This is a genomic window from Desulfosporosinus nitroreducens, from assembly GCF_023897015.1.
Lineage (GTDB): Bacteria > Bacillota > Desulfitobacteriia > Desulfitobacteriales > Desulfitobacteriaceae > Desulfosporosinus > Desulfosporosinus nitroreducens.
Genome location: NZ_JAMHFY010000010.1, coordinates 31,068 through 45,582 on the forward strand (window position 1 = coordinate 31,068; position 14,515 = coordinate 45,582).

16 protein-coding genes are annotated in these 14,515 nt (G+C 39.8%); 12 read left to right on the top strand and 4 right to left on the bottom strand.

The features are described from left to right. Positions 1 to 112: 112 nt before the first annotated feature. On the top strand, positions 113 to 298 hold the full coding sequence (locus M8E35_RS12545; protein WP_252469462.1) for a hypothetical protein: 186 nt from the start codon (positions 113 to 115) through the stop codon (positions 296 to 298). A gap of 125 nt (positions 299 to 423) precedes the next feature. On the opposite strand, the gene M8E35_RS12550 is transcribed toward M8E35_RS12545, so the two are convergent. Continuing rightward, complete coding sequence (locus M8E35_RS12550; protein ID WP_252469464.1) at positions 424 to 1,230, bottom strand: XdhC family protein; 807 nt, start codon at positions 1,228 to 1,230, stop codon at positions 424 to 426. Between the two features lie 545 nt (positions 1,231 to 1,775). Here M8E35_RS12550 and M8E35_RS12555 point away from each other — a divergent pair. Beyond that, positions 1,776 to 2,795: a potassium channel family protein gene (locus M8E35_RS12555; RefSeq protein ID WP_252469466.1), complete on the top strand. Its 1,020-nt coding sequence runs from the start codon at positions 1,776 to 1,778 to the stop codon at positions 2,793 to 2,795. A 112-nt stretch (positions 2,796 to 2,907) separates the two neighbouring features. Here the strand turns inward: M8E35_RS12555 and M8E35_RS12560 are convergent, their stop codons facing one another. Both M8E35_RS12560 and M8E35_RS12565 read right to left on the bottom strand, forming a co-directional pair. Beyond that, a complete protein-coding gene (locus tag M8E35_RS12560; protein ID WP_252469468.1) occupies positions 2,908 to 3,435 on the bottom strand; it encodes a gamma carbonic anhydrase family protein in 528 nt (175 codons plus the stop codon). A 472-nt stretch (positions 3,436 to 3,907) separates the two neighbouring features. Next, on the bottom strand, positions 3,908 to 4,234 hold the full coding sequence (locus M8E35_RS12565; RefSeq protein ID WP_252469470.1) for a DUF1904 domain-containing protein: 327 nt from the start codon (positions 4,232 to 4,234) through the stop codon (positions 3,908 to 3,910). 242 nt (positions 4,235 to 4,476) lie between these two features. On the opposite strand from M8E35_RS12565, the gene M8E35_RS12570 reads away from it, so the two are divergent. The 8 genes from M8E35_RS12570 to M8E35_RS12605 all read left to right on the top strand — a co-directional run bounded on the left by M8E35_RS12570 (position 4,477) and on the right by M8E35_RS12605 (position 10,624). Beyond that, positions 4,477 to 4,884: a DUF2089 domain-containing protein gene (locus M8E35_RS12570; protein ID WP_252469472.1), complete on the top strand. Its 408-nt coding sequence runs from the start codon at positions 4,477 to 4,479 to the stop codon at positions 4,882 to 4,884. A gap of 56 nt (positions 4,885 to 4,940) precedes the next feature. Next, positions 4,941 to 5,390, top strand: coding sequence for an SHOCT-like domain-containing protein (locus tag M8E35_RS12575; protein WP_252469473.1), 450 nt, complete (start codon positions 4,941 to 4,943; stop codon positions 5,388 to 5,390). Continuing rightward, positions 5,380 to 5,706 carry a hypothetical protein gene (locus M8E35_RS12580; RefSeq protein ID WP_252469475.1) on the top strand — a complete coding sequence of 109 codons (327 nt, stop codon included), beginning with the start codon at positions 5,380 to 5,382 and terminating at the stop codon, positions 5,704 to 5,706. The genes M8E35_RS12575 and M8E35_RS12580 overlap by 11 nt, the downstream gene beginning before the upstream one ends. Positions 5,707 to 5,720: 14 nt before the next feature. Then, positions 5,721 to 6,056: a phage holin family protein gene (locus M8E35_RS12585; RefSeq protein ID WP_252469476.1), complete on the top strand. Its 336-nt coding sequence runs from the start codon at positions 5,721 to 5,723 to the stop codon at positions 6,054 to 6,056. A 207-nt stretch (positions 6,057 to 6,263) separates the two neighbouring features. Continuing rightward, on the top strand, positions 6,264 to 7,574 hold the full coding sequence (locus M8E35_RS12590) for an ABC1 kinase family protein (protein ID WP_252469477.1): 1,311 nt from the start codon (positions 6,264 to 6,266) through the stop codon (positions 7,572 to 7,574). Between the two features lie 238 nt (positions 7,575 to 7,812). Continuing rightward, positions 7,813 to 8,823, top strand: a complete 1,011-nt coding sequence (locus M8E35_RS12595; RefSeq protein ID WP_252469478.1) for a class I SAM-dependent methyltransferase — start codon at positions 7,813 to 7,815, stop codon at positions 8,821 to 8,823. Positions 8,824 to 8,890: 67 nt separating this feature from the next. Continuing rightward, positions 8,891 to 9,766 (top strand): ABC transporter ATP-binding protein, encoded by an 876-nt coding sequence (locus M8E35_RS12600; RefSeq protein ID WP_252469479.1) that lies wholly within the window; start codon positions 8,891 to 8,893, stop codon positions 9,764 to 9,766. A 51-nt stretch (positions 9,767 to 9,817) separates the two neighbouring features. Next, complete coding sequence (locus M8E35_RS12605) at positions 9,818 to 10,624, top strand: ABC transporter permease subunit (protein WP_252469480.1); 807 nt, start codon at positions 9,818 to 9,820, stop codon at positions 10,622 to 10,624. A gap of 95 nt (positions 10,625 to 10,719) precedes the next feature. On the opposite strand, the gene M8E35_RS12610 is transcribed toward M8E35_RS12605, so the two are convergent. After that, entirely contained in the window at positions 10,720 to 11,901 is a 1,182-nt protein-coding gene (locus M8E35_RS12610; RefSeq protein WP_252469481.1) for an MFS transporter, read from the bottom strand. A 559-nt stretch (positions 11,902 to 12,460) separates the two neighbouring features. Between M8E35_RS12610 and M8E35_RS12615 the strand changes: the two genes are divergently transcribed. Then, complete coding sequence (locus M8E35_RS12615) at positions 12,461 to 12,844, top strand: (deoxy)nucleoside triphosphate pyrophosphohydrolase (RefSeq protein WP_252469482.1); 384 nt, start codon at positions 12,461 to 12,463, stop codon at positions 12,842 to 12,844. A 29-nt stretch (positions 12,845 to 12,873) separates the two neighbouring features. Further along, positions 12,874 to 14,037: a benzoate/H(+) symporter BenE family transporter gene (locus M8E35_RS12620; protein ID WP_252469483.1), complete on the top strand. Its 1,164-nt coding sequence runs from the start codon at positions 12,874 to 12,876 to the stop codon at positions 14,035 to 14,037. Positions 14,038 to 14,515 lie beyond the last annotated feature (478 nt).

Below are 14,515 nucleotides of genomic sequence, written 5' to 3' on the forward strand. Positions count from 1 at the left end.
TAGTTTTCAGACTAATTGTAAAAGCATCAATCGTATGGTATTACTAATGTAGTAACAAACAAGAGATAATAAGCCTCTGACTCGTTAGAGAACTGAAGAAAGAGGGATTAAAATGACTTTTGTTTTAGTAGTACATGATGAAATTGCCAAAGATCACATTGGAGAATATGAATTTGAGACCTTGAAAGAAGCTAAAGAATTCGCAATTGATCTAATTAAAATTGATGAGAGAAATAAAAAAAATTATAGCTATTCCATATTGGATATGGAAAATAATAATTACGAGATACGAGAATAGTTGGATGGCTTTCTAAGTCCGGGCACAATGGGCTAATAATTGAGTAACAGTGTAAAACACCTTTTATCCGTCTGTTCAGACGGATAAAAGGTGTTTTTTTCTTGCATCCCAGATTATTGTTTTGGTTAAGTACGCAGGAAATCTGCGTTACGAGCATATTTTACAGCCTGGATCTCAGCTAAGATAGCAAGGGCAATTTCTTCAGGCGTTTCTCCTCCAAGATTAAGCCCTATAGGGGTATGAATCTTGCTCAAGGCTTCGAGCGTCACTCCTTGAGCTTCAAGATGTTGGAAACAGAGGGCAACCTTTTTGCGGCTGCCGACCATTCCAAGATAACGGCTTGGTTTAGAGATGGTCGCAGCCAGCGCTGCTTCGTCTAACGTATGTTTATAGGTACAAATCACCATTGAAGTTTGTTCATTTGTTGAGTAGCGCTTGAGCTCAGTGACTATATCTCCAGATATTAACTCATCGGCATCTGGAAACCGTTCTCTAGTAAGCAGCTCGGGTCTGTCGTCTATGATCGTAATAAAATATCCTAAAACCTTAGCCAGTTGATAAAGTGCGCGAGCAATATGGCCAGCCCCAGCAATCAGCAAGTGGTTGGCTTGTTTAAAAACTCGAATGAATACTTCAATTTCACCGCCGCAAACCATTGCTAGCTGCTGGGGGTCACTGGAATTAATCTTAAGCTCATAACGGATTGTTTTTGAGACTCCTTGTTGAAGGCACTTGGCAGCTTCAATTGCCGCCTTGGATTCTGATACTCCGCCACCGATTGTGCCTCCGAGTAAGTGTCCATCACCATCGACCAGCATCATACTGCCAACTCCCCGTGGGCAAGAACCTTTTGTTTTAGTAATCATAACGAGAGCGACATCCTCACGCTGTTCAAGGGCCTGTGATAATCTTTGGATTACAAGGTTATTCAAATTCTACACCTCTCGAAAATTGATAGATGATTATTACTATTGATTCCCTATAATTTAAAAGTTGAGGCTTTGTTGGTTAAAATTGTATTATTATAAACGTTCTACTGTATAACCTTATGATGTATATATAGAAAGCTTCGTTAGGAGGTTTAGTTCTGAGTGAAATTATCGACTGTTATAACTATTATATAGACATTTCAGAGAAACTATCAAGCATAACATGCCAGACCAGCCCCAAAGTGTTAATAATAGGTGGTATTTTAAAACATCACACCGATCCCCTCTTTTCTGTACCTGTTTTAGTAAATGGGTGGTTATTATATTAAAACACTGGCAGTTAGCGCTGAATTAAAGGAGAAATAATAACTTGTGTAGAAGTTATAGTCCTAGTTTTTTGGGTTGGGAAATATCCACAGTACAAAGAGATGCAGATTTAATAAGATTGAGGCTTATCAATCTTTCGGTCTTTCTTAGATTGTAATAAAAAATAAGAAATTTTACCAACAGAATTGCAATCACAATTTATTTGAAAGGAGGAAAGCTCTTTGCACTTCGTTTTACTTCGCTTATCAATGAAATTATTAAAAATGAAGAATACAGCACTTGCGTTTGGATTTCTTGCTTTTGTACTGACGGTATCAACATTTGCTTATTTAATTGAGCCTGAGACATTTGAGACTTGGTTTAATTCTCTGTATTTTGTTTTAACAACGATGTCGACTGTTGGTTACGGTGATTATTCTCCAAGTACATTTCCAGGAAAAGTGCTTACTATCTTCATTTATGTATTCGGCATTGGTTTGTTAAGTTTAGTAATTGGTAAGATTATTGATGCTGTTGCAGATTTTCATAGGAGAAGGGAGGCAGGCCAATTGAAGTTTCAAGGTAAAAACCACATTATCGTAATTAATTGGAGTAAAAAGGCACAATATGCGATAGAAGAAATTTTATCCACAGACTCGAATATTGAGGTTGTAATTATTGATGAGATTAACAAACATCCTTATGATAAACCCAAAGTCTATTTTATTAGCGGTGACCCAAGTTCCCTCGATATACTTGAACAAGCAGACATTAAGAATGCTCGTTCAGCAATCATTTTTGCCGATGCAAGAATTGATGAGCCTTCTCTTGTTGATGGAAAATCGTTACTTTTAGCTTCAACTATCGAGAGTTTAGCTCCGAATGTTCATACAACTGTTGAAATTATGATGGAAAAACATATTCAAAACTTCAAACATGTTAAGGTTAATGATTTCGTTCTCTCCCACGATGCTGTATCAAGATTGGCTGTAAGGTCAGCACTTAATGAAGGAAGCTTGGATATTTTTACGCAATTATTAAGTCGCCAAAGAGGTGCCGACGTATATCAAACAACTGTAAGACCCGAGTGGAAAACATATGAGGATGCTTTTTTAGCACTTATTAAGCAAGGGGCCACCTTAATATCAAACAAGGGTGATATGACAATAAACACTAAGCTAAATGAACCCATTCCAACAGATGCGAAATTATTTGTGATATGTGACGATGAAGTATCCCAAAAGATTAACAACATGTTATGAAATTTTTCCAAGCATAAAATTGCGTCCGGAAGATATTGGTCGAAATTACTACAAGCCTTGCTATCAGGGCGAGTGGTAATTTTGCCCGTTACATCAGAGCCCTCAGAGCCAACTAATCCGGTATTCTTTGCATTCCAATTTTTAAGTATTTTGCAGCTAGATCGACATAAACCTGTTTTCCCCATGTCCACATTTTTATGTCTTTATCTTCTAGTTCTCTAACCACTTTAGCCGGATTACCGGCAACAACGACGTTTTCAGGGATAACCTGATTCTGTTTTACGACTGAACCCTCTGCTACAATAGATTTTGCACCAACTTTCGCTCCAAGACTGACAATTGCCCCCATTCCTATCACGGCCCAATCAGCTATGTTGTCAGAATGAATGATCGCTCCATGGCCAAACGTAACTCTGTTTCCGATTTTGCTTAACCCTTCGGGCCGAATGTGTATTATGACACCTTCTTCGACAGCAGTCTCTGAGCCAATTTCAATCCTACCATAATCCCCGCGCAGAATTGCACCATGCCCAATATAACAGTTCTCTCCGATTTTGACATTTCCGATCACTATTGCAGTTTCGCTTACATATGTTCCCGTCCCTATTTCGGGAGTATGACCATCAAAAGCATAAATCAATTAATCCGCTCCTTTCAACGCGGCCTGCAATTTTTTGCGAGGCCGCCTCTTTTTATACTAGACCTTCATGCCGCTAACGGCATCTTACCTCATCTTTGCCACTACAAGGGTTCCCAGTCTGCCTGACGCCAAGCATTAGAAGTAATCATTTTGAATGGGCCAAATTTTAGGAATAATCTGACACAATAATATTTTATCAAACTACTCTTATTTTTTATGTCGTTTTATGGTGAAGCTGTTGCAGAGGTTTGCGTTACGAAAATATTGTGAGGACTGGAAAGAGAAGAAGAATTTTGCCGAAATTAGATACGTGTTATAATAATAGATGGTATTCTAAATGAAGTTATACATTTGCGATGTGCTGGTAATACGCGTTTCTGGATTTGTTATTAAAAAGAGTGAGATTTGCCTTATTGATATATACTTCCTTTGGCTTTGGGGATATATTATTTATAAGTTATAACCTTAAAGATCAGTAATGCTCTCCATTTTCATAGTAGCGGGGTTTCTCCAAGATCGTGAACATAATATCGACGCTGGGGCAACCAGCTTCATTGATTAATTTGCTGATGGTTTGAGCCACTTGATCTTGAATCTCTTGCCCTCGGTCAAACCAAGCGATCTCGACAAAAGGATAACTCGTTGCAACTTCCCCATCTAAGACAAAGGTTGAGTGAATCATTTCAAGGGTAAAGTCGTTCTTTGGAGATTGTGTCACTATTGTCAGTTCATCGATTAGCCGGGTGCTTAGTTTCCGTATCATGTCTATCTCGATTCCACGGATCTTAATTTGCGGCATCATAATCCCTCCATAATATTTGATGATTCATCATAATGCAGCTAGTCTCTCCGGAGGCCAGCTGCATTATGATTACTCGAACGATATGGTTAATTATACTGCATAGAGGACAAATCCTCCATATGTTAATAATATTAATTAATGTATTAAATATATTAAATAAATAATTGACATAATTAATAAATTGATTTATTATTTAATTGCAGAGAAGTGCAATAATACATGACGCAGAGGTGATATCTTTGTCTTATCAGATGCCCCATCAGTGTCCAGTGTGCAATCATGAAATGAAGATTAGTAAGCTTACTTGTACATACTGTCCTACTAAAATCGAAGGGGAGTTCAGTTCGTGTAAGTTTTGTCGGTTGCCTGCAGAACAGTTAATTTTCATGGAGGCATTTATTAAGTGCCGAGGGAATATCAAAGAGGTGGAAAAAGAGTTGGGTATTTCTTATCCGACGGTACGCAGTCGCTTGGACAGTGTTATTGAGGCGCTTGGATACGGAGTGGATAAGGAAAAAGACACTGAGAATGGAAAAGGGAACTCCCCTGAGGAAAGTTTGCGCCGACAGGAGATACTAGAAGCTCTTGAGCGGGGAGAAATATCGGCCCAAGAAGCTACACGACAGATGAGGGAAAGTAATAAGTAACACTTGAGTTATAGTTAGTTTTTGAAAGTCCAATTGCGTTGAAAGGAGAGTTGTAAATGAGTAGTGAAAAGATGAAAATTCTCGAGATGATTCAAGAAGGGAAGCTGACAGCCGCAGAAGGTATGGATTTACTTAAGGCGATTGAGGAGGGAAATTCCCATAAGGAGGCCTCGCAGATATCTGAGAATATGTTTATTAAAAAAGACATATTGTCGGGAGGAGAACGCTTCTTTCGTGTTCGAGTAGTTGGTGAGAAAACGTTGAAGGTGAATGTGAATGTCCCTTTAAGTCTGATACATTCTGCTTCCAAACTTGTGGTTTATGCAATGAGTTTTATTCCAGCAGACAAGCGCGCGGAGTTGGAGATGAAGGGCCTTGATTTACATGACATAGATGTGGAGGGACTTGCACGTATAATTGAAGAAAGCCTAGATGGTAAAATCGTAGACGTGGAAGTTGCTGATCCAGTAGAGGGAAGAATCAAGGTGGAAGTGTATGTGGACTAAAACAGCCATGCTGTTAATAGTCCAAGTTAAAACTCAAAAGCATAGGGGATTAACATTGCCTATACCTGTCTGGGTTGTTGATGAATTCTTCATGGCTCTTACCGACTTAGCTTGGGTTGGGGAAATAGCCTTAAAACATATTCCACTTCCTCGAGATGAGAAGGATCGAAAACATTTGAATTGGGTTAAAACATTTTCTCCGAGTGGAATTATCTCTGTGGCGCATGCCGTCAGCAAAGATTTACGGAAATATAAAGGGCTGGATGTCGTAGATGTGAAGTCAGGAGATATTCAGGTTAAAATTAGCTTAAGGTGAACGGAGGGAAGAGATTGAAACTACAAATCTATCGTCTTCTGGTCAATGCACTTGTGTTTTTTGTTGCAGCCCGGTTTATGCCTATAGAAGCCGCAACCCTGCTCCATTTTATCGGAGCGGGAATGGTCCTGGGTCTTGTCAATTTAATCATTCGTCCATTGCTGATTATATTGACTATTCCGCTGAATCTATTAACCCTAGGAGTTTTCACACTTGTGATTAATACTTGGATGATCATGCTTACCAGTGCGCTATTCCCAGGATTTGCAGTGCATGGGTTTGGAGTCGCCTTTCTTGTGTCAATTATGGTATCCTTAGCTAACTGGGGTTTTACAAAGATAACTCGTTAAAAATCCCAATAGTCTCTCAAGAATTTAGAAGCAATTACAAAACATAATTAAGAGCTGGAGAATAAATTGATAACAACAATTTGTTCTCCAGTTTTTCATTTAGACTATTAAAGTTGAGTTAAAGGCTCCATGGAGCGTAATCGTTGTCACGTTATGCTAATAGTTCCATTACTATATAAGTAGCCTAAAGAAACGGGGAGTTTCAGTATGTTTGGAATACCGGAGAGACATTTTGCACGTTACTTCGAGATCCTTTCCATACTCGTCAGACATGGATTCGGCTATTTGCTTATCCCAGGAAATTTAAACACAATGCAGGAGAAAAACTTAGGAATTGTTGGAGTTCATCTGAGAAAGGCCTTCGAGGAATTGGGCGCGGCTTTTATTAAAATTGGACAAATAGCAAGTACTCGGTCGGATTTACTTCCGCAACCTATAATTCACGAATTAGAGAAACTCCAAGACCGTGTTCCTCCGCTTTCCTTTGGGATAGTATGCAGAGTAGTCGAGGATTCTTTAGAGTCCAGTATGGAGTCAGTCTTTAAAGAATTTGATCCTATTCCGCTTGCAGCGGCGTCGATTGGTCAAGTACATCGGGCAGTATTGCATAATGGGGAAAGGGTGGCAGTAAAAGTTCAGCGCCCATTTCTTCGCGAGACTGTTAAAATAGATTTGGAAATTTTCCAAGTCATTATCAGCCGAATTGAACAAAGAACGCAGTGGGGAAAACGCTATCCTATTCGCTTGATATTTGAGGAGTTTTCAGAGACGATCAAAGGGGAATTGGATTTTATTAATGAAGGGAAAAATGCCGAAAAAGTTTCAAAATCTTGTAAGAGAAAATGCGATTTAGTAATTCCAAAGATTTATTGGGAATTGACTTATCCTGCAGTTTTAACAATGGAGTATATTTCAGGGATTCCCTTGCTAAAAGTTACACGGGAAACCACTCATAATACTCATCGAATCGCCGATCGATTAAGTAAAGCGCTTCTCCATCAAATTTTTCTGGATGGGAGTTACCATGGTGATCCTCATCCTGGTAATATTCTTATTTTGCCCGACGATAAAATTGCCTTGATCGATTTCGGGATTTCTGGACATCTATCCCGTTCTATGAGAAATGAAATATTGTCATTAGTTTCTGGACTCGTTCGAGGAAATGATGCATTCGTTTTAAAGACTCTCTCGCAAATGGGGATAGTTGCTGATACAGTGGACCGAAAAACATTCCAAGCAGATATTGTTGCTTTACGTCATAAACATATGGACGTTACCCATAAGAGATTTGAAATGGGGGAATCAATTCAGGACTTTTTTGATATTATTTTTCGGCATGGAATTCACATTCCTTCTGAATTTGTTCTCTTAGGTAAAACCTTGCTGACTCTGGAGAAAACTTTAAAAGATTTAGACCCTGCTATAAGCTTGCTCGAACAAGTTAAACCGATTAGTCAAAAATATATTTGGAAGAAGCTGTTGCTTGGAAATATATGGATGTTTTTTCGGAGGGGCTAGAGAGACAGACACTACTGTTTAGCAATAAACATAAAGTGAAGTATAGATAGGTTGCAAAACAGGCAACTTAAGCCCACCACTGATCAAACAAGAATAAGCTTTAAGGAATAAAGTATAAAAGTGACTTTGCCAGTCAGAATACGATTTTTAGAAGTATATTAGAACTTTACTAGCGCTGGCGCCTGAAGGACTGGCGCTAGCCGAATTTTCTAGCGAATATTTTAGGTGAGGTGGACCCATGCAAATAGGAATGTTGGCGCTTCTCGGAAAAACAGTTTCGCTCATGGAGAATTTAGGCTTTTTATGGCTTGTTCATACTGGGTATGAACTTAATCTTTGGGAACGCCTTCTGAAAGAAGAGACTAAAGAGAATATACTGGCAGAAAACCCAAATTGGGACGCTCTTTTACTGGATCATTGGCTGGAACAGGCCAAGAGTCAAGAACTCATAGTTTTCACTAATGGAAGATATCAGCTGAGTAAAACAGGCAGAGCCATTCATGATTACCGTGACTATGGCTTAGAAGCGATGTACAAAGAGTTTGCCCTTCATTGGGGGCCTTGTTTTGCGCAATTGCCTGATTTAATTAAGAGCAAAATTCCTCGGGGACAGATGGATAGTGAAATGGAAAATGAGCTCATCTCCAGAGCCTCTAAATCTTCAGAACTATTTGTCTGGCCGGTGCTTAAGGGGAAATGTGAAAAGGATCGTTGGCATAACGTTTTAGATGCAGGCTGCGGGGAAGCAGTGTTGCTACAAAGATTGGCCGATGAATTTCCGAGATTAAGAGGAGTGGGTCTTGAGATTAATCCCTCCGTAGCTAATCGGGCTGGAGTTGCAACGGAATCTTATCAAGGGCGAATTCGAATCGAGTCGATGGATGTTTTTGAGTTCAAAGATACTCCGGGAACGTATGATTGTTGTCTGCTTAATAACAATATCTACTATTTCAACGGTGAAAAACGCAGGGAACTTTTAAATTCGCTTATGCAACTATTAAGACCAGGCGGACAAATCGGGATTTTGACAGCTCTTCGCGGAGGAGCTCCTGCTTTTCAAATATTCAAGACCCATATTCCGCAAAATTTAATGAGCTTTTTTCTGGCCTGTCATGAGGGTTTTGAGGGATTACCTTTAGAAGAAGAGATGTTAGATCTCTTAGAACGAACTGGTTTTAGTCAGATTGAAGTGATTCCGTTACCTTTTAAAGTCTCTCATTATTTCTTTGCCAGAAAGCCGTTTGAGTGAAAAATAAACTCAGTATCTTGAAATTGAAGTTCTTAAAGAAGAGGTTTTACTAAGGAAGAGTGAAGAAATGATTGAGGTTAAAGAACTGAACAAATTGTATTCTGAAGGACGAGGAGTAAGGAATCTTAATTTTCAAGTCGATGCTGGAAAAGCGTTTGGGTTTCTTGGACCGAATGGGGCAGGGAAGACAACGACCATTCGTCTTCTAATGGGATTTTTAAAGCCGGATTCAGGACGAGTAACCATAAATGAAATTGATTGCTGGAAAGAAAAAGCAGAAGTTAAGAAGATCGTCAGCTACCTGCCGGGCGAACTTCATTTTATGGAGAGCTTAACAGCCCTTGACTTTTTAGATCTGATTGCCAGAATGCATGGCAATAAACGGCAAATAAAGAGGAATCGAGATTATTTAGCAAGTGCCCTGGAATTGGATCTAAAAATTCTCATTCGGAAGATGTCTAAGGGGATGAAGCAGAAGTTAGGGATAATTGCGGCCTTAATGTTGGATAAGAAAGTTCTTATTTTTGACGAACCGACTTCTGGATTAGACCCTTTAATGCAAAAAGTATTTATTGATTTAATCCTGGGGGAAAAGAAAAGAGGAAAGACTTTGTTTATGTCTTCCCACCAATTTGTGGAGATTGATCGCACATGTGAACACGTTGGAATAATTCGTGAGGGAGAACTTTTAACCATTCAGAGTATCTCTCAGCTTAGAGATGCGGAGCATCAAACGTTTGAAATTGAAGTCGAGAATGAAGAAGAATTAGAGTTTCTTAAACAAAGGCAACTAAATCTAGTCAATATTCAGGAGAAATCCTGTATGATCCGTATTACGGGTGAAATGGATAAACTATGGCTGGCTCTGACTCAGGTTCATGTAATAAGCTTTAGGCAACGTTCTTTGGAGTTAGAAGAGGCCTTTATGGATTTTTATCGGTAGTTCTCGCGGTTTTAACGAGAGACTAAAGTTACAACTTAAGGTGGGGTGACTATGAATAGAGCATTGTTTCGGGCAATGTTTAAGCAACACCGCAAGAAAATAGCCGCGATTTCCACAGGAATCTTTCTCTACGAGGGACTTCTGACATGGGTTTACCCAGTAGTTGCTAAGAATCCGGCGGTAGCGCAGGTGGCAGAGTCTATTCCATCCGCTGTAAAGACGGTGTTCGGAGTTCCTGAAAACGCACGCACAGATACATTTGAAGCCTTTATCTCAGGCCAGTTTTTTTCAAGGATCTGGGTTATGCTCATGGCCTTTCATGGAATTCAAACTGCAAATGCCCTGTTAGCCAAAATGATCGATGATTGCTCTTTGGCACTTCTTCTATCTACACCAGTATCACGAGGCGAGATTTTATCAACTCAGGCTGGAGTGTTGGTTAGCTCAGGCGCTGTTTTAGTTGCTGTCACAATCGGGGGACTCTTTTTCGGCACCTCTCGTTTTGGAATACCAATCAACCATGGAAATTATATTCTATTAGGAATCTTAGGGCTTGCTTTGTTCACGCTGATTGAACTCTATAGTCTATTCTTCTCAGCATGGCTAATTGAAGAAGAACGTGCTGTAACTTATGCAGCGGGTTTAACCCTGTTATTTTACAGTCTGGATATCGCAGGCGGACTCAGTGATAAATACTCTTGGCTAAGAAACCTCTCTCTTTTCCGGTGGTTTCAGCCCCAATCTATATTAGAAGGAACTACAAACCCAATAGGGTCGATTATAGGGCTTAATGCCTGTTCAGCAGTCCTTTGGTATTACGCAAAAAAAGTGTTTGAGAGACAGGATCTTACAATTTAGTTTATCCTAGTGAAAATACTCCCCTTGAGAAGATAGTTTTTATAATCTGGCTTCCTTAAGGGGATTATAGATAAGGTCAGGTTCTTATTTCTTGGTTATAGGGGCAATTTTTTGCGAAGTAAGGCATAGTACATAACTAGTGCAAACAGTGCAAAAATCGTAGAGCTGCCGTACATGTATACGTAGCTCGTTTTTTGTGCTAAGAAGCCGAGAGCGACAGCACCTAACCCAATACCCAAGTCCATTGCTACAGCAAATGTTGCATTCGCGGCGCCTCTGCGTTCGGGTGGGGATAAGGATATAACCAAGGCGTTTAAAATTGGCTGTACGGTTCCAAAGCCAAGGCCGTAAACAACAGCTACCAGTAGAAACATTGGCAAGGAAGATGCCTTAACTAACAAAAGCAAAGCGATACCTATCAATAATATTCCGGGAACCAGAAATTTACGAACACCATACCGGTCTGCCAGTTTTCCGATGAGTGGGCGGCTAAATAATAAGACCAAGGCATAGACAGTAAAGAAGATGCCGATGTTCTTTACTCCGCAGGAGTCTGCGTATAAAGGCAAAAAGGTTATTATTCCACCGTAGGTAAGGGTGATAAAGAACAAAACCAAGGCTGGAGGCAAGGCGGTTTTCTCTAAGATTACACCTTTTGCAACGGGTGATTTATTTTCTGACTGAGTTTTTATTCGTGGTATTTCATAATTAATAAAAAAGGAACCTACTAATCCGAGGCCGGCCAAAATCGCTGAGCTTGTGAACAAAACAGAGTAATTGCTGTACTTGATTAAGTATAGTCCTAAAGCCGGCCCGAGAGACATCGCGATTGTGGCAGCAATTCCGTAATAACCCATTCCTTCAGCTCGCCTGGAAGCCGGTATTACATCTGATGCCATTGTTCCAGTGGCGGTAGTGGATGCACCCCATCCAATGCCGTGAACTACTCTTAGAGCAAGTAAACTAATAATAGTAAAGGCAAGGTTGTAGGCAAGTACTGAAATCAGGAAAATACTAACCCCAATGATAAGAATTATTCTTCTACCCTTCCGGTCAAGCAAATTTCCAAACCATGGGCGTACTAAGACTGCAGAAAGCGTAAAGATTCCAACGATTGTTCCTGCTATTGTTTCGTTACCCCCAAGGGTTTGAGCATATAAAGGGAGCGTCGGTAACAGCATATACATCGATAGAAACATCAGAAATGAAACAGATAGAATTAGAAAGAAAGTTTTATTCCATATACGATCATTTGCCAGGGAATTAGCTCTAGGCATCAGGACCCCTCCTCGTGGTTATTTATTCCAGAAATAACTTAACAATTAGCAGCAATTTTAAATGGTTTCACTGACAAAATAAATATACTATTAAAAAGTTGCTATGACAACTATTTATTTACTTGAATAAGTTTTACTCGATGGGAGAATTATCCGATCCTAAGACTCCCTCTTATTCAAGTGGGAGTGGGTCCTCGTGCTCTGCTTCGGAGGGGGTAGAGTCCGCCACCGAAGACTCGATGTTCAGCCCTAGCCGGACGAGTTCACTTAGGAAAACAATAATACATGCAATAAATGTAAAGATTAGTGCTATTGATGCAGGATTTTTGTATTTCATGATGAAAATACAAATGGAGGTCTTTGACTTTCGCTAAGTTATTAAGTTGTTTCGAAATTAACACTGAAATTCCTTAAGAAAGCAGGATCGTGGCTGTATTGGATGCAGATGGTTATTTCGCTTTTTGATACTGGTCAGATAGTATAATTGATCTGTTACTAGTCAAGTTTCTTGAGGATTAGATGACAATCGTCAGACATTAGAAAGGTTGAGACAACTATCATGAGAGAAGTAACAGCAGCAATTATCGTGGAGAACGATCAGGTCCTGATTGCTCAACGGGCAGATAATGATAAATTAGCAGGCAAATGGGAGTTCCCGGGTGGTAAGATTGAACCTGGTGAGAGTCTGCAAGAATGCTTGAAACGTGAGATTAACGAAGAATTAGACGTTGAGATAGACGTTTTGGATTTCTTTGGTGAGAGTATTTATACATATCAAACTGGAAGCATCAAACTAATGGCTTTTTGGTGTAAGTGGATTTCTGGAAACTTCACGCTAAAAGTGCACAGCCAAATCGCTTGGGCTCATTCGTATGAATTAGACTTATATGAGTTTGCTCCTGCGGATATTCCCCTAGTGGAGAAATTAAAACAATCCTTATGATTGTCGGAAATACAATAGGAGATTAATACATGAGAACTTTAGGAGATTTGAATTATAAAAATTTTGTTGCAGGAATTGCGTCTGGTCTCTTAGCCATAACTGGTCCACCAGTCATTATTTTAGAAGCCGCATCTAAGGGTAACTTTACAATGAACCAGACTATTCTTTGGATGTTCTCTGTCTATGTCTTCGGTGGGCTTTATAGTATTCTGATCCCCCTGTATTATCGTATGCCGATTGTTGGTGCCCACTCTATTACTGGGGTTGCCTTTCTAGCAACCGTAACAACCCAATTTACATATCATCAGCTTATCGGGTCCTATATTTTTGCAGGGCTGGTGATGCTAATGATTGGCTGTCTGGGTGTTTTTTCGAAACTGCTCGAATATGTCCCCAAACAAATCATTTCTGTGATGCTAGCGGGAATGATTACAAAGTACATGGTGACTTTCGCAACTTCTATCCACCAACTCCCACTGGTTGGCGGAGTATCTCTTGTCGCATTCCTTATCTTTAGCAAATGGAATAAGCGGATTCCGCCAATGGTTGCGGCTATTTTGACGGGATTTACATTGTTACTTATAACACAGCCGTTAAATAGTGGTGCATTGGTATCATCATTTATCTTCCCCACGCCTCAATATCCGGTGTTTACCCCACTAAGCTTCCTTTCCGTTTCGATCCCCCTTGCTCTGCTTATTTTGAGTAATGATGCAGCGGTTGGGATTGGGGCCTTAGAACAAAATGATTATCGCCCTCCCGTAAATCGGATTATAGCTTTAAGTGGTATTTTTTCGATTATTACCAGTTTCTTTGGAGGACAATCGGCTAATGTAGCCGGAATGATGACAGCGATTTGTTCGGATGAAGAGGCAGGTCCGCAGAAGAAACGTTATATGGGAGCGGTCGTCTCAGGGACTATCATCCTTTTGTTCGGACTGTTTGCCTGGAAGCTGGTCCCTTGGATTCAGGCCTTGCCTTCAGCGTTTGTTTCTATACTTGTGGGTTTCGCCCTAATTGGCGTGTTTGGAAACAGCTTATCCGTAGGTTTTTCCAAACCAACGATGAAATTGAGTGCTGCATTTACCTTTGTCATTGCCGTATCTAATATTACGATCTTTAATATTAGTGCCCCGGTATGGGCGTTGGTTATGGGCACCTTCATCGCACGCTATGTTGAAACAGATCTATGAATGGATAAATAATTCAAAGGTTGTATAAACACTTATCGTACCTCAGATATTTAAATCAAAAAATATGAATATCATAACAATGGTCGTCTAGCAGTCCTCTCTATAGTGCGATTTTTATGCTATAATTGGAAATAGGTGCAGTTGTGAAGCAACATTCTAAGGTGTTTTGTTCCTCTTGAAATGGAAGCGACTGGTGTTTCGATTAGTAGGTTATTAACATATAGCACTGAAAAATCCTATCAGGTAATACTTAACTATTAGCCTGTACATAGTCCTTGAAGACGAGATTGTAACATTAGCTTAAAACGTAGAAATTTCATCTGAACGAAGAGGTTGATACTATGTTCCTTTATGAGAATGGGAAACGTAAAATGGAATGTAGTCTTGTGTTTAAATTCAAATGATGTTAAGTAAACTCGTTTAACTAAAGTTGAACATCGAGACTTCGGTGGGGGACCACTCCCACTTGTAGAATTGG